This is a genomic window from Vicinamibacterales bacterium (assembly GCA_041659285.1).
GTDB lineage: Bacteria > Acidobacteriota > Vicinamibacteria > Vicinamibacterales > UBA2999 > 12-FULL-67-14b.
Genome location: JBAZYO010000008.1, coordinates 128,032 through 149,657 on the forward strand (window position 1 = coordinate 128,032; position 21,626 = coordinate 149,657).

A 21,626-nucleotide genomic window follows, 5' to 3' on the forward strand; every position below is an offset into this window, starting at 1 on the left:
CTGCATCCTACACCCGCGACGATTTCTCTCCCCGCCGGTGCCGGGAATTCCCTGCAGCGGTCCGTCTACCCCACCAGACGCAACGCACCAACCCGAAAGGACCCCCGATGCCCACGCTCGTACGGTTGCTGACCCTTGTATTAGGTCTGGCCCTCCCGGCCCTCGTTTCAGCACAGACCTTCACGCCCACCGGCAGCATGGCCACCGGACGATACATGCACCAGGCGACCAAGCTCGCTGATGGCCGTGTCTTGATCACCGGTGGCGCTGATGAGAGTGCCGCCCCTGCCACCTGCCGGAGTTCCGCGGAGATCTACGACCCTGCGACCGGCGCCTTCTCGCTGACAGGTTCGATGGTGAAGGCCCGTTACGGCCACCGGGCCACGTTGTTGGCGAGCGGCAAGGTCTTGATCACCGGGGGATATGGTTGCCCCGGCTACGTGCTGGCGTCGGAGTTGTTCGATCCCGTCACGGATACCTTCACGCTGATTGGCAACCTCACCGTGCAACGGCACATGCACACCAGCACCTTGTTGCCCAACGGCAAAGTGCTGCTGACGGGTGGGGTCTACCAGGTGAGTCTGTCGGTGACCGCGGAACTCTACGACCCGATCGCCAATGCGTTCACCGCGACCGGCAACATGAACGTGAGCCGCATGGGTCACCGGGCGACAGCACTTGCCAATGGCTCGATCCTGATCACCGGGGGCTACGGCCCATCGCCCGCGCTGGCGTCCGCCGAGATGTACAACCCGGCGACCGGGGTCTTCTCATCGACCGGGAGCATGGGGGGCGCGCGCCGGGACCACCTCACCGCCCTGTTGACTGATGGGCGCGTGCTTGTCGCCGGCGGCTCATCAGACCAGTTGGGCGGGGCCGTTCTCGCCAGTGCCGAGACTTATGACTCGTCCACTGGCCTGTTCACGCCGACGGGCAGCCTGGTGACGGCGCGGTACGACGTGAACGACAGCATCGCGACCGTGCTTGGCGACGGCACTGTGCTGGTCACGGCAGCCGGGTTTGCCGCCTATGGAACGACACTGGCATCGGCGGAGATCTACGATCCGTTAGCCGGCAACTTTTCTGCCGTCGCGAACCTCGTGACGTCGCGAATGGGCCACACATCCACGCGCTTGCCGAGCGGTGACGTGCTCATCGTCGGCGGGTGGTTGTCGCCAAACTCCCTCAAGAGCGCTGAGATCTACGACGGTCCGATCGTGCCGGTCGGGATCCCGGGACCTCCGGGGCCACAGGGTCCTGCCGGTCCGCAGGGACCTCAGGGCGTTCAAGGTCCCGCGGGTCCTCAGGGGCCGCAAGGGCCAATCGGCTTGACTGGCGGGGACGGCGCGGCCGGCCCGCAAGGAACGACTGGTCCGACGGGCCCACAGGGGCCACAAGGATTGCCGGGTGCAGACGGTGCTGCGGGTCCGCAAGGCGTTGCTGGCCAGACGGGTTCCGCAGGTGCGCAAGGCCCCACCGGCAACGACGGCGCGACCGGCTCGCAGGGCCCGACCGGTCCTGCCGGTCCGCAAGGTCCCATGGGATTGACTGGCGCGGACGGTGCGGGTGGCCCCCAAGGAGCGACTGGTCCGACAGGCCCACAGGGAACCCAGGGCCTGCCCGGCGCGGATGGTGCTGCCGGTTTGCAGGGCGTCGCAGGCCCAACCGGTCCTCAAGGTGCCGCCGGTCCGCAAGGCCCGATGGGTCCACAAGGCGTTGCGGGCCCGGGCTCGCCCGCAGGCTCGTATCTCTACTTGCCTGTCGGCGTTCCAGCTCCGGCCGGATACGCGTTGGTGGGAACGTTCGTGGAAGAGCGGATCGATCCACCTGGCGCGCGCAATCGGCGGTTCCGGCTTGTGATTGCGTTGTGGCAGAAGCCGTAGCGGTGCTACGCGATCGACCGCTTGATGTGCTCCGCGGCGCGTAGCGCCTGCGCCACGATCGTCAGCCCCGGGTTCACCGCGGCAGACGAGGGGAAGAACGACGCGTCCACGACGAACAGGTTGTCGACGTCGTGGGCGCGGCAATAGGTGTCGAGCACCGACTCGCGCGGGTCGGTGCCGAACACCAGCGTGCCGCACTGGTGCGTGGTGTTCTTCGCCTTGTGCGAGTGCGTCATCACCACCCAAAAACCCAGCTTGCGCAGGATGCGCCTGGCCTCGGCAACCAGTTGCTCGTGCGCGCGCAGGTTATTCGGCTTGTACTGCAGCCGGATCTTGCCGTTCGGCTCCACCGTCACCCGGTTCTCGACGCGTGGCAGGTCCTCGGTCATTGCCAGCCAGTCGACGCCGCGAGCGACCCACGCTTCGTACGCCCAGAGCGGAATCGCCGGCGCCACCGTCTGCGCCATCACGCCGTGCGTGCGGCCCTGCGACTGGATCTGGCCGAGAGGGAAGCGGCTGCTCGGGCCCTTCAGGTAGAAGTCGTTAATCGCCACCGTCTTTTGGAACACGGTGTCGTTGACGCGGAACGGGTGAAACCCCTGCATCATGGTCGCGAGGTGCGCCATGTAGCGCTTGCCGACCAGGCCCGACGAGTTGGCCAGGCCGTCGGGATGCTTGTCGTTGGCCGAACGCAGAAGAAGGGCCGCCGAGTTCACGGCACCGCACGACACGATCACCAGCGGCGCCGACACGCGGAGGGTTTCGCCCGCTCGTTCGACCTCCACGGCCTCGATCCGCTTGCCGCTGGCATCCGTGATCAGCCGGCGCGCCGTCGCCTTGGTCCACAACTCGACGTTGGGCCGCGCCAGGGCCGGCCGCACGCCGCAGATCTCGGCATCGCTCTTCGCGTGGATCTTGCACGGGAACGAGTTGCAGGTGTTGCAGAGAATGCAGTGCTCCTGCAGCCCGAGCGGCAGCGGCGACGGGTGCAGGCCCTGCCGTTTCAGTCGTTCGACAATCTCGTCCACGACGCGGGCGTGGGGGACAGGCGGATAGGGATACGGCCCCCGCGGCGCTTCGGTCGGGTCCACGCCGTGCTGGCCGTGCACTCCGTACAATTCCTCCGCACGGTCGTAGTACGGCGCCAGCGTGTCGTAGTCGATCGGCCACGCCGGCGAGACGCCGTCCATGTGCTCGAGGGCCTTGAAGTCCTGCGGACGCAGCCGGTACATCACCGTGCCCCAGAACTTGGTGTTCCCGCCGACGCAGTAGTGCGTGTAGGGGCGGAACGGCGCGCCGCTTTCATCCAGCCAGGTTTCCGTGGTGCGGTAGCGCAGTTCCCGCCACACCGCGTCGGGGTTCCAGTTCTGGTCTTCCTGCGGGATGGCGTCGCCGCGCTCGAGCACGAGGATCTTCGCGCCGGTGTCGGCCAGCGCCCTGGCCACGGTGCCGCCGCCGGCGCCGCTACCAATGATGATGATGTCGAACTGTTGCATGGACGGTCGGACTACTGCGCGCGCTTCACTTGGGGCCGCAGATGACGCAGATGACGCAGATGCGGGCCCGACTTACGCTGCCAGGCTTTGCCTGGCAGCTCGCAGACCAGGACGTCGCTCAGGGGAATGAGCCCAGCCCCAACTGACACCCCCAACGGTTCGGCTCTTTCCCCTGAGCGACGTTCTGGTCTACGGCCGGCCATCGGCCGGCGGGCGTCGGGCCCCGGTCGTCGGCGCGCCAGTCCGTTACCCATCTGCGTCATCTGTGTCATCTGCGGCCCTGGTAAATCTCGTCCATCAATCGCTGATCGTCCATCGCCCGCTCGAGACTCATCTGAGGCGCCGTGCAAGTCAGGATCGACTGGCGGAAGTCGCGATACATCGCCTGGTAGCCGCGGATGTCGCGGAAGCCGGGGAAGATGATGCGCGGGAAGCCCGTGCCGCGCACGAGCAGCCCGAGACCGTTGGATTCGAACGTGATGATGCCGTGGCGCCCGTACAGCTTCGACAGGCGCAGACCCCTCAGCAACGACGGAATCTCGCGCGAGTAGTAGAGCGCGCCGACGGCGCCGTTGTCGTAGTTGAAGGCCACCAGCATGCTCTTCGCGCGGCGATCGGGGCCTTCGTGCGACGGCGCCGGCTTGAAGCCGGTGATGCTGGTAATGTTCGGACCGAGGCTGGCGGCGAGGTGCAGCCAGTGGATGCCTTCCTCGAAGAACGCGTCGCCGCCGGCTATGGTCTCGTCGTTACGCCAGTCGTCCGCGGTCTTCAGGCGCTTGACGATGCTGCTGAAGTGGCCGAACACCATCTCGCCGATCACGCCGTCGGCGAGCAGCTTGCGGAGGGTGATGGCGAGTGGCTTGTAGTGGTCGTTCTCGCCCACCAGCACCACGCGGCCGGCGCGGTCGCGCGCCTCTCGCACCACCTCGTAATCCGCCATGGTCGGGAAGGCCGGCTTCTCGACCAGCACGTGCTTGCCGGCCGCGAGCGCCTGCAGGGTGAGGTTCAGGTGATAGGTGGGTGGAACCGCGACCACCACCGCGTCGATGTTCGGGTCGGCGATGGCCTCGGCGTAGTCGGCGTAGCTGCCGGTGCCGCGGTACTTGCCGCAGAACTCCTCGGCCTTGGCCTTGTCGCGGCTGGCGTAGCCGCAGACGATTTCGCTCCTGAACCGTCGCAGGTTCCGGCTGTGCACTCGGGTGATGAAGCCGCAGCCGAGGAAGGCGATGCGGAGGGGTTCGGGCATCGGAGGAATCAATCATACCCGGCCTTGCCACTGCCGCCGCGCTACTGCCGGGAGACGACGATGATGACGTCGACCGTGGCTGCGGCTGCAACGTCCACACCGGCTGAGATGACGTCAGTGCGTCCATGACGCACGGCTTGAACTCGCCACTCGGGCGACAGCCCGCTGATCTGAAGTATCCGCGTGCCAAATAGCCGGTCGATTTCGAAGTGCCCGTCCGGACCGACGTCAACCTCGTCTCGTCCCAGCGGTTCGACACTCACGCCGTCGTAAACCCAGACTGCCTCGACCCGCAAGCCGTCAACTGGAGGAATGCCGCCGCGTTCAGCCACGATCCTGCCAGTGATGCGCCCGATGGGCGCCAACCGCAGCGCCACGTCGTAGCCGCCCTCGACGAGGTCGACCACCTCGAACGCGGCCACGGTGCCTCGTGGCGTCTGTGCCCTTGCGTAGACGAAGTAACGACCCTCGCGCAGTCCGTCAATCGTGCCTGTGCCTTCGGCCGACAAGTCGAGTCGCCGCGACATTCGCGGTGTCGCGGACGCCACCATCGCGGTGACGTCTGTGATGTCAGATGTCGAGGACGAGACATTCGCCGTGATGGAACTGAAGGCAATATACGGCAACACAATCGTGACGCCGGTAATCCGCTCGCCAGACGCGACCTCGAGGAATTGCCCACCCAGCGGATAGAACGCCAGCGGTGGTTGAGATGCACCAGGTGTCGCCGGTGGCTGCACCGCCAGCCGGTCTTCGCCGGGCATGAGGTTAGTCAACTCGAAGGACCCATCGCGCGCTGTGACCGCTCGATTGCCGGACGCAATGCCAAGTTGGCTGGCGACACCGGCACCGGCAACGGGGCGGCCTTCGTGATCGAGCACCACGCCCCTGATACTGGCGCCGCGCGGCATCCGAAAGTCGACTGCGGACAGCCGCTGATCGCGGACGACCGAGACGCTCACGCATTGCATCCGATATCGATCGACGGCGCCGTAACAGCTGCGTCCGTGGGTCTCGCTCGACGCGGTCACCGTGTATGAGCCATCCGCGATGCCGGCAAACTCGTAAGTGCCTTCGCTCGTGGTCTTCCGCTCGGCTGCGCGCATCGACCGCGGATCGAATAGACGCACGACGACCGCGCCCAGCGGCTCAGCGGACGCGGCATCGATCACCCTGCCTCGGATAGCGGAGGACCCGGGACCAATCGGTCCAGGCCCAGCGGTTTGCGCGGAAAGACCGGCGGTCAGGATTGCCGCGGCCATCACGATGTCAACGAGTAGGACGTGACGCATTTGGTTCGTTCGATGGACGGGGAATGGTATAACACGCGCCATGCGGCAAATCATTTGCGGGGTAGTGGTGGCGATCGGGGTTGGCTGGTCCGTGGTGGCGGCGCAGAACGCGCCCCAGGCGGCGCCTGTGGCTCCCGCGCCGGGCTCGCCCGCCACCTACAAGCCGGCGAACGAGCTCGCCGACGTGCTCAAGGCGGCGGTGGCGAACGCCGGTGGGATGACGACCTCGCCGGTGTCGAATACGGACCAGTACCGCGTCAACGTGGTCCACCGCGTGAAGCCCGCGGGAGCGCTCGCCCACGCCGGCAATACCGAACTGCACTACATCATCGATGGTTCCGCGACCGTCGTCACCGGCGGCACCATCGTGCGTGGCACGGGCGGCGCGGCGTCGGCCACCATCGCGAACGGCGTCACGCAGAAGGTGTCGAAGGGCGACGTGATCATCGTTCCCGCCAACTCCCCGCACTGGTATTCCGCCGTCGACGGTTCGGTCACCTACCTCGAAGTCCGCTGGCTCGTCCCGAAATAGGGGTCGGGGGTCGTTTTCAGGGCCGGTAGATCGTCGGCGCGGAACCGTACTCGTCCTGCCACACGCGTACCATCTCGCCGATGGTGGCCCACACGATGTCGCGCTGCGCGACGCCGTCGGCCAGTTGATCGAGAACGGTGGCGACGCTGGTCAGCAGCGTGGCGTCGTCATCCAGTTCGCACTGCTCGACCATGATGGTCGCGGTATACATGCCCGGCGCCAGCGTGCCGGCGCGCAGCCGCGCCAGCAGGTCCAGCACCCCGTCCGCCGAGAGGTGCTCGCCGGCGCCGGGGAAGTTGCCGACGTTGATCAATGGCTGCGCGGCATCGTGGGTGTGGAAGTCGGTGGCGCTCTTCGGCCGCCAGATGCCGGAGGCATTGGAGTCGCTGCGGTGACCCGCCGACGCCGCGCCCCATAGCACGCGCGCGTTCCACGTGTAGGCGTAGCGCGCCGCCGCCATCGGCTCCATCATGCGGGTCCAACTCTGGTTGGCCGTCGGGAACCACGTGAAGCCGCCGACAATGCCGCTGTCGGCGACGTTGAGGGCGGCAAGCGTGGCGGCCACGTCGGCGTAGTTGTAGCCGCGCTTCTCGTGCGAGTGCGCGTCCACCTGGATGTGCGCGGGCGACACGCGCGACAGGTATTCGAGGATGTTGAGGCCGCTGGTGGTGGCCCGGGCCGAGGCGCTGTCCCAGTCGGCCACGCGGAGCTGGTATTCCCACTCCGACTGCATGTTCCAGGCGGCGCCCCGCTCGACGATGAGGCGGGCCATGGCGAGCGTGGCCTCGCGATTGCGCAGGTAGCGGGCCTGGTCGGTGACTACCGGCTGGCAGTTCGGGTTCGAGATCGACTCTTCGTTGTGCGTGACGAAGGCGGCGTAGATGCGGGTGCGCACCGCCGCAGACTGGGCCTGCGCCGCGATTACGGTGACGCCGGCGAGCGTGGCTACGAGGGCAAGGGTGCGCATATTTCCTCCTGCCCTCTATGACCGCTGCCGCCGCGCAAAGGTTTAGAATCTACCCGTTGGCTCCCCAAACCCTGTGGTCGATGTTTGCCGATACCGTTGCGCGTTTCGGCAAGCGCACGGCCATCGAGATTCAGCGCCCCGACCGCGTTGACCGCTTCACCTACCGGCAACTGCACGACCTGGCGGTGGCGCACGGGTCGTGGCTGGTGTCGAACGGCGTCCAACCCGGCGACCGCTGCGCCATCCTCGCCCACAACGACGCGCACTGGTGCGCGGTCTACCTGGGGATCCTCCGAGCCGGCGCGACGGCCGTGCCGCTCGACACCAACTACTCGGCCAAGCAGGTCGCCACCATCCTCCGCGACTCTGGCTCGCGACTGCTGTTCGTCAGCGAGCGCCTCCGCCCGGTTGTGGCCGAGGCCCTGAACGATGGGCTGATCGACTCGGGGATCGACATCGTCGACCTGCACTCGGCACCCGGCACCAGTGCACCCCTCGCACCCGAGGCACAGTACGCACCCGAGGCACCGGCGGTGATTTTGTACACCTCGGGAACGACCTCCGATCCGAAAGGCGTGGTGTTGTCCCACGCCAACCTGCTGGCGGAGCGGGACGCGGCGTTCAAGGTCGTCACCGTCACCCATCAGGACGGGCTGCTCGGCGTGCTGCCGCTGTTCCACTCGCTGGCGCAGCTGGCCAACTTGCTGCTCCCCTTCGCCGTCGGCGCGCGCGTCGTCTACCTGGAGACCATCAACTCGACGGATCTGGTGCGGGCGCTGTCGGAGCGGCAGATCACGATCTTCTGCTGCGTGCCGCAGTTCTTCTACCTGATTCACCAGCGGGTGATGAAGCAGGTTGAGACCTCCGGTTTCGTGACGCGGCTGGTGTTCCGGGTCCTGCTGGAGTCGAGCTTCCGGTTGCGCCGGATGGGCATCAATGCCGGGCCGCTCTTCTTCGGCAAGGTCCACAAGATCATGGGCCGCAAGATGCGCCTGTTCGTGACCGGCGGATCGAAGTTCGACCCGGCGATTGGCCGCGACTTGTATGCGTTGGGTTTCACCATTCTCCAGGCCTACGGTCTCACCGAGACCAGCGCCGCCGCCAGCATCAGCATGCCGGGCGAGGCGCACATCGACACCGTGGGCCGGCCGCTGCCGGGCGTGCAGATCAAAATCCTGCCGCCCGAGGCGTCCGGTCAGGATGGCGAGATCGCCATTTGCGGACCCATCGTGATGCAGGGTTACTTCAATCGCCCTGACGCCACCGCGCAGGTGATGAAGGACGGCTGGTTCCTGACCGGCGACCTGGGCCGGTTCGACGCCGAGGGCCGCCTGCAGATCACCGGCCGCAAGAAGGAGATGATCGTGCTGGCGTCGGGGAAGAATATCTACCCCGAAGAGATCGAGGCGCACTACCGCCAGTCACCGTACGTGAAGGAGATTTGCGTGATGGGGGTGGTGGAGCCGGGCCGGCCCACCACCGAGCGGCTCCATGCCGTGGTGGTGCCGGATCTCGACCTGATGCGCGAGCGGAAGATCGTCAACGCCGGCGACATCATTCGGTTCGAGGTCGAAGGGCTCGCGGTCGGCCTGCCGGCGCACAAGCGCGTGCTGGGCTACGACATCTGGTTCGAGCCGCTGCCGCGCACCACCACGCAAAAAATCCAGCGGCACGAGGTCGAGCGGCGGGTGCGCGAGCGCCAGGCATCGGCCGCTCAGGGCGACGCGGCGCCGTTGTCGGAAGCGGACAGCTCCTGGCTGAACGACGCGCACGTGTCATCGGCGGCAGGAATGATTCAGGCGCGGCTGCGCGGCCGGGCGCGCGTGCGTCCGGACGCCAACCTCGAGCTGGATCTCGGGCTCGACTCCATGGAGCGGGTCGAGTTGCTCACCGAACTCGAGCAGCGCTTCAACGTGAAGGTGCCGCAGTCGGCCACCCACGAGATCTTCACGGTGCAGCAGTTGGTGGAGGCGGTGCGGCCCGGGTCCAACAACGACCGCCTCGTCGCCTTCGCGCAGGGCGCGGGACCCTCTGACGAATCCTGGGCGGTGATGTTGCGCGATCTTCCGCCCACCAGCGACCCGGCGCTTGGCGGATTGCTGGAGCGACGGCCCATCGCGACGCCGATCATGTTTGCGCTGTCAAAGGTCGTTCGCGTGGCGCTCGGCCGGGTGCGCGTGTCCGGACTCGACCAGCTGCCGAAAGACGGCGCCTTCATCATCAGCCCGAATCACCAAAGCTATCTCGACCCGCTCTTCGTGGTCGGCGTGTTGCCGTACCGCGTCTGGCGCAACCTGTTCTACGTCGGCGCGGTCGAGTACTTCGAGAGCCCGTTCACGCGCTGGGTGGCGCGGACCATCAACCTGGTGCCGGTCGATGCCGACTCGAACCTGGTGCCGGCGATGAAGGCCGGCGCGTTCGGCCTGGCGCACGGCAAGACCCTGGTGCTGTTTCCGGAAGGCGAGCGGTCGATCGACGGCACCGTGAAGCGGTTCAAGAAAGGGTCGCCGATCCTGGCGCAGCACCTCGGTGTGCCGATCGTGCCGGTGGCGATCAAGGGGATCTACGAACTGTGGCCGCGCAACCGGCCATTGAACTGGAAGCTCCTGCTGCCGTGGAGCGGCCACCGCGTCACCGTCGCGTTCGGCGAGCCGATGACGTTCGCGGAAGGGGAGAACTACGGCGAGGGCGCCATGCGACTCCGCGAGCGCGTCGCCGGGATGTGGAACCGGGAGTCCTGATCGGGTCGCGCCTCGCTACGTCGACCGCTGATGCGCTTCGGCGGCGCCCCCGAATCGAGTGCAGAAGGCCGCGAGGCCCGTCGAGTTCGGATTGATGAACTCCACGCCGGCCCGGTACTGGACGGTTCCGCCGGCCGGCACCGCGATCGACCACGCGACGGTCCCCTGGCACCGCATCTCGCCGCCCTCATCCGGCAACACCACGCGCACGACCTGAGAGGGGCGGAGGCGCGTCGATACCTGCACCTGCGCACCCGTCACCGACAGGTCGACGAGATGCCCCGACTCGCCGTTGACGACAACGGCGCGGCGGTTCATCGGGTAGCGCGCGGCCTGGCGCGTGCCGGCGCGATCGAGCGGGCGTGACGTCTCGAGCAGGGCGTCTTCTCCGGACAGCGTCGTCTGCGCCAGCATCAACGGCGCCCGGTCCTCGTCTTCGATCAGGACGCGAACCGCAGTGCCGATCCCGGGTTTGGACTTGAGCCCGGCGACGAGCGAGGCGCCGCGCGACGAGGCGGCGAACGTCTGGTGGATGACCAGGATCTCCGGGGGGTGGGTCTCGATCGCGGCCAGCACATGGAGTGAATCGGCGTCCGAATACACGGCCACGCGCGACGTGCTCCCCAGGCGCGCTCGCACGAGCGTCAGGTGCTCGGACCTGACAATGATGGCGGCAGTTGGAAAGTCCATGGGACGGAATCGCGGCACATCCGCCGCCAACGTGGCGTGGTAGTTACAGCATAGACGAGTTCCGTCCCAAGACGAAGATCCAGTGGGCGGCGAAATCATCTTTCTGGACTGATGTCCCGATCGCGCACGCCGATCAGATAGAGAATCCCGTCGAGCCCCAGCGACGAGATCGACTGCCCGGCGCTCGAGCGCACGAGCGGCTTGGCGCGGAACGCAATCCCCAGGCCGGCGAGCCTGAGCATCGGCAGATCGTTGGCGCCGTCGCCGACGGCGATGCATTGCTCGAGACTCAGGCCCTCGCTCGCCGCAATCACCTGCAGCATCTCCGCCTTGCGGGCGCCGTCAACAATGGGCGGCACGACGTTGCCGGTGACGACCCCGTCGCGAAGTTCGAGCGTGTTGGCGTGCAGGTGGTCGATGCCGAGGCGCTTCTGCAGCACGCTCCCGAAGAACGTGAAGCCGCCGGACAGGATGGCGGTCTTGTAGCCCAGCCGGCGCAGCGTGCTCACCAGGCGTTCCGCGCCATCGGTCAGCGGAATGCGCTCGATCACCTGCTGCAACGCCGATTCAGGGAGGCCCTTGAGCAGTCCCACGCGGCGGCGGAACGAGGCCTGGAAGTCCAGCTCGCCCCTCATCGCCGCCTCGGTGATCGCCCGCACCTGGGCGCCGACCCCGGCCAGCGCGGCCAACTCGTCGATCACCTCACCCTGGATCAGGGTCGAGTCCATGTCGAACGCGACCAGCCGCCGGTTGCGGCGGAAGATCGAATCGTGCTGGAATGCCACATCGACGTCCCCGGCCGCGGTCATCGTCGCCAGGCCGGTGCGCACGGCATCCTCGTCGACGAGGGTGGCGGCATCGGGCGAGGTGGCCGTGAACTCGACGCAGAAGCGCGGATGGCTGTCGTCCGGCAGCAGCGGCACGCGCGACGACAGTCGATCGATGCGGTCGATGTTCAGCCCGGCCGACGCCAGCACGCCCGACACCTGCGCGATGTGCGAGGCGCCAATCGCCGGTCCGAGTAGCGTGATGATGAACCGCCGGCGCGCCTGCGCATTCACCCAGGCCGCGTACTCATCCGACGTGGAAGCCGAGAACTTCACCTCCACCCCGAGACGATGGGATTCGAGGAGGAGGTCGGTGAGCAGCGCCGACGAACGCAGCTCCTCGCGGAGTTCGATCAGGATGCCGAACGCCAGCCCGTCGTGAATCACCGCCTGGCCGATGTCCAGCACGCGCACGTCGTAGCGCGCGAGGATCGAGGTGAGGGCGTGGGTGAGCCCGGGCCGATCGTGGCCCGTCACCCGAATCAGGAGGGCGCTCGCGTTGATCAATACCGTAGCGCCTTGGTCATGAAGGCGGCAATGGCCGCGCCGGCCTGAGGCGTGACCTTCGCATCGGACCCGAGCGACGGATACTCCGCGACCTCGCCGGTCTTTGCGGCCACGAACAGGTGGTTCACGCCCGGGACCTTCACCACCTCGACCTCCGCCTTGGTGTTGCGCGCCCGCGCGAACTCAGCGAGCTTGTCGGCGTGGTACGGCTTCACCTGCGTGTCCAGCTCACCTTGCAGGATCAGCACGGGCTGGCGGGTGTCGCGCATCGCCCGTTCCGGGTCGAAGGTCAGGAAGCTGTAGAACCATGGCGTGTCGGCCACTTTGCGGGCGGCCTCAGGCAGGTCCTGCCAGCCGCGGCCCGAAATCACCGCGGCGTTGATTTTCTCCTGCAGCGCCACCTTCTCCGCGCGCTGCGCGTCGTCCATCTGCATCTGCGCCAGCAGGTGCTTCTGCTGTTCGAGCACGATGGTCGAGCCGTTGGTGGCGGGTCCCGCCAGCAACGCCATGGCGCCGACCTTGCCGCGCTCGCGGGCGGCCGTGAGCATGGCCACGGCCGCGCCCTCGCTGTGCCCGACCAGTCCGATGCGCTTCTTGTCCACGCCGTCCTGCTTCTCGAGCCACACCACGACGGCGCGCGCGTCTTCGGCGTAGTCGGCGATCGCCACCGATTCGGCGCGTCCGCCGCTCTGGCCCACGCCGCGCTTGTCGTAACGAACCACGATGAAGCCGGCGTTCACGAGGTCGCGGGCAAGTTGCCCGAACACCGGGATCCCCGCCACCGTTTCATCGCGATCGGTCGGGCCCGACCCACCGATGAGCACCAGCGCCGGGAGCGGGCCCTTGGCATTCGGCGGTCGCGTGATGGTGCCGGCGAGGTTGAAGCCGAGCGCCGGGATCTTCACGGACTCGTCACCGGGAACGGAGAACGACGCGGTCCGCGACGCCGCCGAGGCGATGTCTTCGCGCGCCATCTCCAGCGTCTGCGACGGGATGCTCAACCGCAGCAGGCGGCCGTTGGGATCGGCCCACAAGCTCACCGGCAGTTCCGGCGCCGGCGGCGGGTTGACGAAGACCAGCGAGTAGCGGCTGGCATTGATCGCCGCGCGCGGCGTGTCGATGCGTTCGGTCGCCACCGCCATCAGCTTGACCGTGACTTCCGCCTGCGGCGCGATGTAGGCCTTCAGCTCCGCGCCGGGCTTCAGGCCCTGGAGCCGCATGGCCAGCGCGCTGTACGACCCGAGAAACGAATTGGGCAGCACCACCGGATCGGCCGACACCGCGTCCGCCTTCGACTGCGGCGCGCCCTGCACGGCAATGACGTTGGCGGCCTTGCCGTCGCCGAACGTGGTCTTCAGCGTGACGTCCTGCCCGCGCACGACCCCGTCCACCAGCAACGACCTGGGCCGCCACTGCGCGTCGTAGATCACTTCCGCCGTGCGCGTGGTGATGTCGATGGGCGGGCCCAGCCGGCTGGAGCCGCGGACAATCCAGCCGTCCGCCTGGCGGACCACGGTGACGTCTTCCCGCCCGATTGGCTGGGAACGGAAAAACACCAGAAACGACGTGCCCGGGTCATTGGGCGGCGGCGGCGGCAGGGCGGCCTGGGCGGCGGCCCCGGTGGCCGTGAACAGGAGCGCAAGCACAACGCCGGTAAGATGGGTGAGGGTCACACAACAGCTTAAAACATGTTTTCCCTCGACGGCTACCGGGCTCTCCGGACGGAAGGCGGCGTGGTCAGGCGCACTGACCGTGCCGTGTTGGCAATAACCGGGAAGGATCGCGCCGACTGGCTGCAGGGCCTGGTGACCAACGACGTCGCCTCGCTGGCACCGGGCGAGGCGCGTTATGCGGCCTATCTGACGCCCCAGGGCCGCATGATCACCGACATGATCGTCGTTGCCCGCGCCGACCGGTTGCTCCTCGATGTGCCGGCCTCCCTGGCATCGTCACTGCGTGATCGGCTGGACGGCTTGATCTTCGTCGAAGACGTCCAGGTGCTCGATCAAAGCGGGGCGTTGGAGGTTTGGACGGCGATAGCTCCCGGCGATCCGTCTGGAGGCGCCCTGGCCGACATGATCGTCGGCGCTGGCGAGCCCCATGGCTTCCACTATCCGGAGATCAGCCTCGACACGTTCGAGGTGGTGCGCATCGAGCGCGGTATCCCCCGGTTCCTCGTGGACATGGACACCGAGACCATTCCGCTCGAGGCCGGCATCGAGGACCGCGCCATTTCGTTCACCAAGGGCTGCTACGTCGGCCAGGAAGTCATTGTCCGCGTGACGCACCGCGGCGGCGGCCGCGTGGCGAAAAAGCTGGTGCGCTGGATGGGCGACGGGTCGCCCGCCACGGTCCCGGCGCCGGGCTCGCGCATCTTCTCGGCAGGCCGCGCCATTGGCCGCGTCACCAGCGCCGCGTTCTCGCCGGGGCGAAACGCCGTGGTCGGCCTCGGCTACGTCCACCGCGACTTCGTCGAACGAGGTACCGAAGTCACAGTGGTATGGAATGATGCGCCCATGAGGGTGGCTGTCGAATGATGTCGAGACCCCGGCTCCTGTTGCTTGCCTCCGCGCTTTTGGCCGCCGTGGCGGTCGCCGTACCCGTCGCCCAGGCCCCAAGCCCCAAGCCCCAAGCCCTTTGGTACAAGGGCAACCTGCACACCCACACCGTGAACAGCGACGGCGACTCGACGCCGGATGACGTGGTGCGCTGGTATCGCGAGCGCGCCTACCAGTTCCTGGTCCTCACCGATCACAACTACCTGACGAGCGTGGACGGCCTGAACGCCGTGCACGGCGCCGACGACAAGTTCCTGGTCGTGAAGGGCGAGGAGGTCACGGACCGGTTTGGCGACAAGCCGATTCACATCAACGGCCTGGATGTCGGTCGATTGGTGGCGCCGCCCGGCGGAACGTCCGTGCTCGACATGATGCAGCGGATGGTGGACGCGATTCGCGGCGCGGGCGGCGTGCCGAGCATCAACCACCCCAACTTCGGCTGGGCGATTTCTCCGGATGAACTCGGCCAGTTGCAGCGCACGAAGCTGTTCGAGGTGTTCAACGGCCATCCCACCGTGAACAACCTGGGCGGCGGTGGCGTGCCCGGCCTCGAAGAGACGTGGGATCGCATCCTGTCGAGCGGCAAGATGCTCTACGGCATTGCCGTGGACGATGCGCATTACTTCAAGCGGCCGGAAGATCCGGCGGCGCCGCGGCCCGGCAAGGGATGGGTCTACGTCCGGGCGCCGAGGCTCGAGCCGCGCGCGCTCCTGGAGGCGCTCGAGCGCGGCGACTTCTATTCGTCCACCGGCGTGCAGATGTCGAGGGTCGAGGCGAGCGCGTCTTCGCTCACGCTGGCGGTGAAGACCGAGCCGGCCAGCAGGTATCGCATCCAGTTTATTGGCCGCCAGGGCCGCATCCTGAGCGAGGCCGCCACGCCGGTGGCGACCTACACGTTCACTGGTGACGAAGGCTACGTGCGCGCGAAGGTGATGGAGTCCAACGGCAAGGTGGCGTGGATTCAGCCGGTGCCAGTGGGCCCCTCCGGACCGAAATGACGCCGATCGTCGTGGTGGCGGCGGTCATCGAGCAGGATAACCAGTTCCTGCTGACGCTGCGGCCGGCGGGGACGCACCTCGCCGACCACTGGGAGTTTCCCGGCGGCAAGGTCGACGAGAGCGAGAACCACGAGGAAGCGCTGCGGCGCGAGCTGCTGGAAGAACTCGACATCACCGCCCGTGTCGGCACGCTCGTCCATTCCGTCACGCACGCGTATCCGGAGAAGACCGTCGAGTTGTTCTTCTATCGCTGTGAATTCGACGGCATGCCCAAGCCGATGATGGGGCAGGGCATGCGCTGGGTCCCGCGCGCCGAGCTTGCCGGCCTGCCGTTCCCCGAAGCCGATCGCGCCCTCATCGCCCTGCTAACTTACTGACTTACAGAATCCCTTCATCGGGCACGTCGCGCACTTCGGCTTGCGCGCGCTGCAGTGCGTCGCGCCGAAGTCCATCAACGCCTGGTTGAAGTCGAACACGTGCTTGTGGGGCAGCACCGCTTCGCTGTGCGCCCACAGCCGCTTTTTCATCGCATGGCTCTTCGGGTCGCCCCTGCCGATGAAGATGCGAAATAACACGCGGGCGACGTTGGTGTCGAGAATGGCGGCGCGCTCGCGGAACGCGAAGCTGCGGATGGCGCCGGCGGTGTAGGCGCCGATGCCCTTGAACGACAGCAGCGTGTCGTGATCGGAGGGCAGCTGCCCATCGTGTTTCTCCATGGCCTGCTGCGCAATCGACTGCAACCGCTTGGGGCGGATGTTGTAGCCGAGCGGATACCAGGTCTTGGTCACCTCGGCCGGCGTCGCCTCCGCCAGCACCGCGAAGCTCGGGTACTTGCCGAGCCACTCGTGGTACTTGGGCAGCACGCGATCCACCTGCGTCTGCTGCAGCATGATCTCCGACACCAGGATGTGGTACGGGTCGCTGGTGTTCCGCCAAGGTAGGTCACGGCCGTTCTTGCGATACCAGGCGAGCAGGTTGCGCCGGAAGCGTTGCCGCAAGGGCGGCGCGGGCAGGGGAAGCGTTCGTGTGGGCGGCAAGTGTGGTGATCAGTAAGCCGCGATGTAGCCTCCGGCTTTAGCCGGAGCGGCTGCGACCGCGCCTATAATCCTACCAGTGTCCATCTACACGAAGACCGGCGATAGCGGCGACACCAGCCTGTTCGACGGCACCCGCGTCCCCAAGACCCACCCGCGCGTGGTGGCTTACGGCGACGTGGACGAAGTGCAGGCCTGCCTGGGCATGGTCCGCGCCGCGGGGCTGCCGCAGGACCTCGACGACATGTGCGTGTCGCTGCAACGCGACCTGTTCGCGCTCGGGGCGCGGCTCGCCGACCCCTCCCACAAGATCGCGACGCGGGTCGAGAAGATCGTGATCAACGACGACAGCATTGCCCGGCTCGAGGGCTGGATCGACCAGCTCGACGAAGAGATTGCGCCGCTCCGTCACTTCATCCTGTCGGACGGCTGCCAGGCCGGCGCCGCCCTGCACTACACGCGTACGGTGTGCCGGCGCGCCGAGCGGTCGGTGCTGCTTCTCGGCGCCGACGCCGTCGAGCCCGTCGTCATTGTCTACTTGAACCGCCTGTCGGACCTGCTGTTCACCATTGCGAGGGCCGCCAACCACCGGGCCGGCGTCCCCGAAACCAAGTGGTAAACACTGCGCTCCAACCAGCCTATGCGGCTTGTCAGGCGCTGGCTCAATCGCACTACGAGAATTTTCCCGTCGCGTCCCGGCTGATGCCGGCGCGGTTGCGCCCGCACGTCGCGGCGATCTACGCGTTTGCGCGCACCGCCGACGATTTCGCAGACGAGCCTGGGCGCGATGCTGATGAGCGACTCCGTTTGCTGGACGAATGGGGGCGCCGGCTGCACGGCGAGCACTTTCCCGACAAGCAGTTTCCTCCCGACCAGAAGTGCCCTCCCGACCTGATCTTCGCGGCCCTCTTCGACACCATCGCGCAATTTCAGCTCCCGACTGAGCTTCTGGATGACCTGTTGAGCGCGTTCAAGCAGGACGTGGTGACGACCCGCTACGCGTCGTGGGACGACGTGCTCGACTATTGCCGGCGATCGGCCAACCCGGTGGGCCGGCTGGTGTTGCGGCTGAGCGGCTATCGCGACCCGGCGCTCGACCGCGCGTCCGACGCGGTGTGCACGGCGCTGCAGCTCACCAACTTCTGGCAGGACCTGGCCATCGACTGGCCGCGCGGGCGTTTGTACGTGCCGGAAGAAACCTGGCGGGCCGCGGGAGCCGATCCGGCCGCGCTCGATCGGAAGGCGATGTCGCCCGAGTGGTCCGCGACGATGCGAATCTGCGGGGAGCGAACGCGGCAGCTGTTCAACGAGGGCCGGCCGGTCTGCGACGGTGTGCGCGGACGGCTGCGCTACGAGCTGCGCGCCACGTGGCTCGGCGGCAGGCGCATCCTCGACCGCCTTGAATCGGTGAACTTCGACGTGTTCACGTCACGGCCCTCGCTCGGCACCACCGATGCGTTAGTGATAGCTTCTAAAGTGCTGCTGTGGCCCGCGACACCTCATTCTCCTATTCGTTCCTAGTCCTGCCCGCCGATCAGCGGCAGGCCATCGGCCTGGTGTGGGATTTCTGCCGCGCCGTGGATGACGCCGTCGACGAAGCGGCCAACGAAGCCGCGGCCGCGTTGGAGATTCCGAAGTGGCGCGAGGAAGTCGGGCGGCTCTTTGGCGACCAGGCGCCGCTCACCCCGCAGGGCCGGCAACTGAAGCCGGTGGTGGCCCGCTTCACTCTGTCGCGCCAGCCGTTCGACGACCTCGTGGACGGCGTGGAGATGGACCTCCGCCACACCCGCTACCAGACCTTCGACGAGTTGGCCGGCTACTGCCGTCGCGTGGCTTCGACCGTGGGCCTGATCTGCATCGAAATTTTCGGCTGCCGTGATTCGCGGTCGCGCGACTACGCCTTCAACCTGGGGATCGCGCTGCAGCTCACCAACATCATTCGCGATGTCGCGGTTGATCTGGCGAATGGCCGCATCTACCTGCCGCAAGAGGAACTCTCGCAGTTTGGCGTGACCGAAGCCGACTTGCGCGCGGGCCAGGTGACCGTCCCGATTCGCCGGCTGCTGTCGCACCAATGCCAGCGGGCCCGGCGTTTCTATACAGCCGCCGCGCAGGCCATGCCCCGCGCCGAAGCGCACCGGCTGATCGCGGCGGAGATCATGGGCGGCATCTACTTCGACATCCTCGAGCGCATCGAGCGCCGCGGTTTCGACGTGTTTACCGAGGTGATCCGCGTGCCGAAAGCGGCCCGCGCCAGGATTGCGCTTGCCATCTGGGCCCGCGGCCGGCTTTCAGCGCTCGGCTACCGGCTGACGGCACGGGCGTGACCGCCGACGTCATTGTCATCGGCGGCGGCGTGGCCGGGTTCAGCGCGGCCACCGCGCTGGCAGAGGCCGGCGCGCGCGTGTTGGTGGTCGAAGCGCGTCCGGGACTGGGCGGACGGGCCACCGCCTTCCGCGATCCGGAAACCGGCGAGCGCGTGGACAACGGACAGCACATCCTGATGGGGTGTTACGTGGACACCCTGGCGCTGCTCGCCCGCATCGGCGCGTCCGATCGGGTGCGATGGCAGGCCGGGCTGGCGCTGTCGATGACCGACCAGCGCGGGCACCAGTCGGTGCTGAAGCTGCCGCCGGTGCCGTCGCCGCTGCATTTGCTCGGTGGCGTGCTGGCGTGGGACGCGCTCAACTGGCGCGAGCGGATGTCGATCCTTCGAGTGGGCGCGGCTCTTGGTCCGGCTAACCGCCTTCGCCAAGGCTACGGCGGTCAAGAGGGCGGTGAAACCGTCCGCGAGTGGCTCACCCGCCACGGCCAGGCGCCGCGGCTCTGCGAGCTCTTCTGGGAACCGCTCGCGCTGGCGGCCCTCAACCAATCAATCGATCAAGCCGCCGCGCCGTATTTCGTCCGCGTACTCGAGCAGATGTTCGGGCCCGACCCCTTGTCGGCCGCGCTGGTGATGCCGGCGGTCCCGCTCGATGAGCTCTACGCCGAACCGGCCCGGGCGTGGCTGGAGGCGCGCGGACACGAGGTGCGCGTGAATGCGCCGGCGAAAGTGGAAGTGGCCGGTGATCGGGTGACCGGCGTGCGCGTGCGCGGCGAGCACATCCCGGCGGCGGCCGTCATCTCCACGGTGCCGTGGCATGGCCTGGGCAGCCTGTTCGACTCGCCGCCCGCGGTGTTGGCCGGCACCATCGCCGACGCCTCGGCGCTGGCCAGCCTGCCGATCGTGACCGTCAACTTGTGGTTCGATCGGCCCGTGATGCACGAGCCGCTGCTCGGCCTGCCGGGTCGCGCCTTCCAGTGGGTATTCGATCGCCGCGCCATTGTCGGCGGCTCGGGCTCGCACCTCTCGATGATCTCGAGCGGGGCTGAGGCGATCGTGTCGATGCCGAACGACGCGTTGATTGCCACCGCGCTGGCGGATGTCCGCGCCGCCGTGCCGGCGGCCCGCTCGGCGGCATTCCGCAAGGGGCTCGCCGTTCGCGAGAAGCGGTCAACGTTCTCGCTCGCGCCCGACGCCCCGCCGCGCCCGCAGACCGAGACCGCCATCCGCGGCTTCCTTCTCGCCGGCGACTGGATCGACACCGGACTGCCGGCGACCATCGAGTCAGCCGCGGTGTCGGGACACCGCGCGGCGTCCTTCGTGGTTGCCCTTTAATGACATCAATCCTCGCCCACTACTCGGAAGTCGCCCTCAAGGGGAAGAACCGCCCGTGGTTCGTCGGCCGGCTGGTCCGCAACATCCACATGGCCCTGGCCGGGCTCAGCGTCAAGGAGGTGCGGACGCCGATGGGTCGCATCGAGATCGTGCTGGGGCGCGAGGCGACGGCCGACGAGATCCGCGACCGCATGGGCCGCGTCTTTGGCATTGCCAACTACTCGGTGGCGACGCGTATCCCGCTGGCCTTCGAGGGCATGGCCGAGGCGATCGTGTCGCGCCTGCCACCGCGCGAGAGCGTGTCGAGCTTTCGTGTTTACGTCCGCCGTGCGGATCAGCAGTTCGCCGTGCCGTCGCCGGACCTGGCGCGCGACTTGGGGTCGCGCGTGTGGCATGCCCGCGGGTGGAAGGTGGATCTCGATCGCGCCGAGCTCGTGATCAGCGTGGAGATCGTGCCCGGTAACGCCTTCCTCTACATGAACAAGGAAGCCGGTCCCGGCGGCCTGCCTACGGGCACCGCCGGCCGCGTCGCCGCGCTCCTCTCCGGCGGCATCGACTCGCCGGTGGCGGCCTGGCGCCTGATGAAGCGCGGCTGTCATGTCACGCTCATCCACTTCCACAGCGCGCCGTTCCTGTCGAACACCTCGCAGGAAAAAGCGCGCCGGCTGGCGGCGGTGCTGACGCGATATCAACTGCGGTCGCGGCTCTATCTGGTGCCGTTCGGCGAGCTGCAGCGGCAGGTCACGCTCAGTGTGCCCGGCGACCTGCGCGTGGTCATCTACCGCCGGTTCATGCTGCGGATTGCGGAACGCATCGCCCGCGACGTCCGCGCCCGCGCGCTGGTGACCGGCGACGTCATTGGCCAGGTCGCCTCGCAAACGCTCGACAACATCGTCGCCGCCGACAGCGCAACGCGGCTGCCCATCTTCCGGCCGCTGATCGGGATGGACAAGGAAGAGATCGTCACGCAGGCGCAACGCCTGGGCACCTTTGACATCTCGATCATTCCGGACGAGGACACCTGCACCCTGTTCACGCCGCGGCACCCGGAGACGCATGCCCGCCGGCATCAGATCGACGAGGTGGAGGGGACCCTGCCGGTTGGCGAGATGGTGAAGGCCGCCGCCGCCCAGGCCGTCGTCGAGCACCTGGCCTACCCCCAGCCTGCGTCGCTGGCGGCCCCGGTGATAAAGTAAA

At 67.5% G+C, this 21,626-nt stretch carries 19 protein-coding genes; 11 read left to right on the top strand and 8 right to left on the bottom strand.

Annotated elements, in window-relative coordinates:
* Window positions 1-107: 107 nt before the first annotated feature.
* The gene (locus tag WC815_14710) at window positions 108-1,883 is read left to right on the top strand and encodes a kelch repeat-containing protein (protein ID MFA5910029.1); all 1,776 of its coding nucleotides are present in this window, start codon (window positions 108-110) and stop codon (window positions 1,881-1,883) included.
* Between the two features lie 5 nt (window positions 1,884-1,888).
* Here WC815_14710 and WC815_14715 read toward each other — a convergent pair whose 3' ends face one another.
* The 3 genes from WC815_14715 to WC815_14725 form a co-directional block, all read right to left on the bottom strand.
* Complete coding sequence (locus WC815_14715) at window positions 1,889-3,379, bottom strand: GMC family oxidoreductase (GenBank protein ID MFA5910030.1); 1,491 nt, start codon at window positions 3,377-3,379, stop codon at window positions 1,889-1,891.
* Window positions 3,380-3,647: 268 nt separating this feature from the next.
* Window positions 3,648-4,625: a Gfo/Idh/MocA family oxidoreductase gene (locus WC815_14720; protein ID MFA5910031.1), complete on the bottom strand. Its 978-nt coding sequence runs from the start codon at window positions 4,623-4,625 to the stop codon at window positions 3,648-3,650.
* Window positions 4,626-4,666: 41 nt separating this feature from the next.
* On the bottom strand, window positions 4,667-5,797 hold the full coding sequence (locus WC815_14725; GenBank protein ID MFA5910032.1) for a carboxypeptidase-like regulatory domain-containing protein: 1,131 nt from the start codon (window positions 5,795-5,797) through the stop codon (window positions 4,667-4,669).
* A 160-nt stretch (window positions 5,798-5,957) separates the two neighbouring features.
* Here WC815_14725 and WC815_14730 point away from each other — a divergent pair, with 160 nt between their 5' ends.
* A complete protein-coding gene (locus WC815_14730; protein MFA5910033.1) occupies window positions 5,958-6,449 on the top strand; it encodes a cupin domain-containing protein in 492 nt (163 codons plus the stop codon).
* Between the two features lie 16 nt (window positions 6,450-6,465).
* Here the strand turns inward: WC815_14730 and WC815_14735 are convergent, their stop codons facing one another.
* Window positions 6,466-7,416 carry a hypothetical protein gene (locus tag WC815_14735; GenBank protein MFA5910034.1) on the bottom strand — a complete coding sequence of 317 codons (951 nt, stop codon included), beginning with the start codon at window positions 7,414-7,416 and terminating at the stop codon, window positions 6,466-6,468.
* Window positions 7,417-7,472: 56 nt separating this feature from the next.
* Between WC815_14735 and WC815_14740 the strand changes: the two genes are divergently transcribed.
* Window positions 7,473-10,157 (top strand): AMP-binding protein, encoded by a 2,685-nt coding sequence (locus tag WC815_14740; protein ID MFA5910035.1) that lies wholly within the window; start codon window positions 7,473-7,475, stop codon window positions 10,155-10,157.
* 15 nt (window positions 10,158-10,172) lie between these two features.
* Here the strand turns inward: WC815_14740 and WC815_14745 are convergent, their stop codons facing one another.
* The 3 genes from WC815_14745 to WC815_14755 form a co-directional block, all read right to left on the bottom strand.
* Window positions 10,173-10,847: a PilZ domain-containing protein gene (locus WC815_14745; protein MFA5910036.1), complete on the bottom strand. Its 675-nt coding sequence runs from the start codon at window positions 10,845-10,847 to the stop codon at window positions 10,173-10,175.
* Window positions 10,848-10,942: 95 nt separating this feature from the next.
* A complete protein-coding gene (gene serB, locus WC815_14750; GenBank protein ID MFA5910037.1) occupies window positions 10,943-12,181 on the bottom strand; it encodes a phosphoserine phosphatase SerB in 1,239 nt (412 codons plus the stop codon).
* Complete coding sequence (locus WC815_14755) at window positions 12,178-13,854, bottom strand: alpha/beta fold hydrolase (GenBank protein ID MFA5910038.1); 1,677 nt, start codon at window positions 13,852-13,854, stop codon at window positions 12,178-12,180. The genes serB and WC815_14755 overlap by 4 nt, the downstream gene beginning before the upstream one ends.
* A gap of 15 nt (window positions 13,855-13,869) precedes the next feature.
* Here WC815_14755 and WC815_14760 point away from each other — a divergent pair, with 15 nt between their 5' ends.
* From WC815_14760 to WC815_14770, 3 genes are read left to right on the top strand one after another with little or no spacing between them, the layout of a single operon-like run.
* Window positions 13,870-14,718, top strand: coding sequence for a glycine cleavage T C-terminal barrel domain-containing protein (locus WC815_14760; GenBank protein MFA5910039.1), 849 nt, complete (start codon window positions 13,870-13,872; stop codon window positions 14,716-14,718).
* Entirely contained in the window at window positions 14,715-15,737 is a 1,023-nt protein-coding gene (locus tag WC815_14765) for a CehA/McbA family metallohydrolase (protein ID MFA5910040.1), read from the top strand. The genes WC815_14760 and WC815_14765 overlap by 4 nt, the downstream gene beginning before the upstream one ends.
* The gene (locus WC815_14770) at window positions 15,734-16,114 is read left to right on the top strand and encodes a (deoxy)nucleoside triphosphate pyrophosphohydrolase (GenBank protein ID MFA5910041.1); all 381 of its coding nucleotides are present in this window, start codon (window positions 15,734-15,736) and stop codon (window positions 16,112-16,114) included. The genes WC815_14765 and WC815_14770 overlap by 4 nt, the downstream gene beginning before the upstream one ends.
* Here the strand turns inward: WC815_14770 and WC815_14775 are convergent.
* Window positions 16,103-16,774, bottom strand: a complete 672-nt coding sequence (locus WC815_14775) for a hypothetical protein (protein MFA5910042.1) — start codon at window positions 16,772-16,774, stop codon at window positions 16,103-16,105. The two genes, WC815_14770 and WC815_14775, sit on opposite strands and share 12 nt — an antisense overlap.
* Before the next feature lie 76 nt (window positions 16,775-16,850).
* Between WC815_14775 and WC815_14780 the strand changes: the two genes are divergently transcribed.
* Genes WC815_14780 through thiI form a run of 5 tightly spaced genes read left to right on the top strand, consistent with a single transcriptional unit; the run spans window position 16,851 to window position 21,625 of the window.
* Entirely contained in the window at window positions 16,851-17,390 is a 540-nt protein-coding gene (locus tag WC815_14780; GenBank protein ID MFA5910043.1) for a cob(I)yrinic acid a,c-diamide adenosyltransferase, read from the top strand.
* Entirely contained in the window at window positions 17,384-18,292 is a 909-nt protein-coding gene (hpnC, locus tag WC815_14785; protein MFA5910044.1) for a squalene synthase HpnC, read from the top strand. The genes WC815_14780 and hpnC overlap by 7 nt, the downstream gene beginning before the upstream one ends.
* Window positions 18,256-19,098: a squalene/phytoene synthase family protein gene (locus WC815_14790; GenBank protein ID MFA5910045.1), complete on the top strand. Its 843-nt coding sequence runs from the start codon at window positions 18,256-18,258 to the stop codon at window positions 19,096-19,098. The genes hpnC and WC815_14790 overlap by 37 nt, the downstream gene beginning before the upstream one ends.
* Complete coding sequence (gene hpnE, locus WC815_14795) at window positions 19,095-20,429, top strand: hydroxysqualene dehydroxylase HpnE (GenBank protein MFA5910046.1); 1,335 nt, start codon at window positions 19,095-19,097, stop codon at window positions 20,427-20,429. Before WC815_14790 ends, hpnE begins: the two co-directional genes overlap by 4 nt.
* On the top strand, window positions 20,429-21,625 hold the full coding sequence (gene thiI, locus WC815_14800; protein MFA5910047.1) for a tRNA uracil 4-sulfurtransferase ThiI: 1,197 nt from the start codon (window positions 20,429-20,431) through the stop codon (window positions 21,623-21,625). The genes hpnE and thiI overlap by 1 nt, the downstream gene beginning before the upstream one ends.
* Window position 21,626 lies beyond the last annotated feature (1 nt).

Coding starts and splice junctions, on each gene's coding strand:
- WC815_14710 (MFA5910029.1), top strand. CDS start 108: ATGCCCACGCTCGTACGGTTGCTGACCCTTGTATTAGGTCTGGCCCTC.
- WC815_14715 (MFA5910030.1), bottom strand. CDS start 3,379: ATGCAACAGTTCGACATCATCATCATTGGTAGCGGCGCCGGCGGCGGC.
- WC815_14720 (MFA5910031.1), bottom strand. CDS start 4,625: ATGCCCGAACCCCTCCGCATCGCCTTCCTCGGCTGCGGCTTCATCACC.
- WC815_14730 (MFA5910033.1), top strand. CDS start 5,958: ATGCGGCAAATCATTTGCGGGGTAGTGGTGGCGATCGGGGTTGGCTGG.
- WC815_14735 (MFA5910034.1), bottom strand. CDS start 7,416: ATGCGCACCCTTGCCCTCGTAGCCACGCTCGCCGGCGTCACCGTAATC.
- WC815_14745 (MFA5910036.1), bottom strand. CDS start 10,847: ATGGACTTTCCAACTGCCGCCATCATTGTCAGGTCCGAGCACCTGACG.
- WC815_14760 (MFA5910039.1), top strand. CDS start 13,870: ATGTTTTCCCTCGACGGCTACCGGGCTCTCCGGACGGAAGGCGGCGTG.
- WC815_14765 (MFA5910040.1), top strand. CDS start 14,715: ATGATGTCGAGACCCCGGCTCCTGTTGCTTGCCTCCGCGCTTTTGGCC.
- WC815_14770 (MFA5910041.1), top strand. CDS start 15,734: ATGACGCCGATCGTCGTGGTGGCGGCGGTCATCGAGCAGGATAACCAG.
- thiI (MFA5910047.1), top strand. CDS start 20,429: ATGACATCAATCCTCGCCCACTACTCGGAAGTCGCCCTCAAGGGGAAG.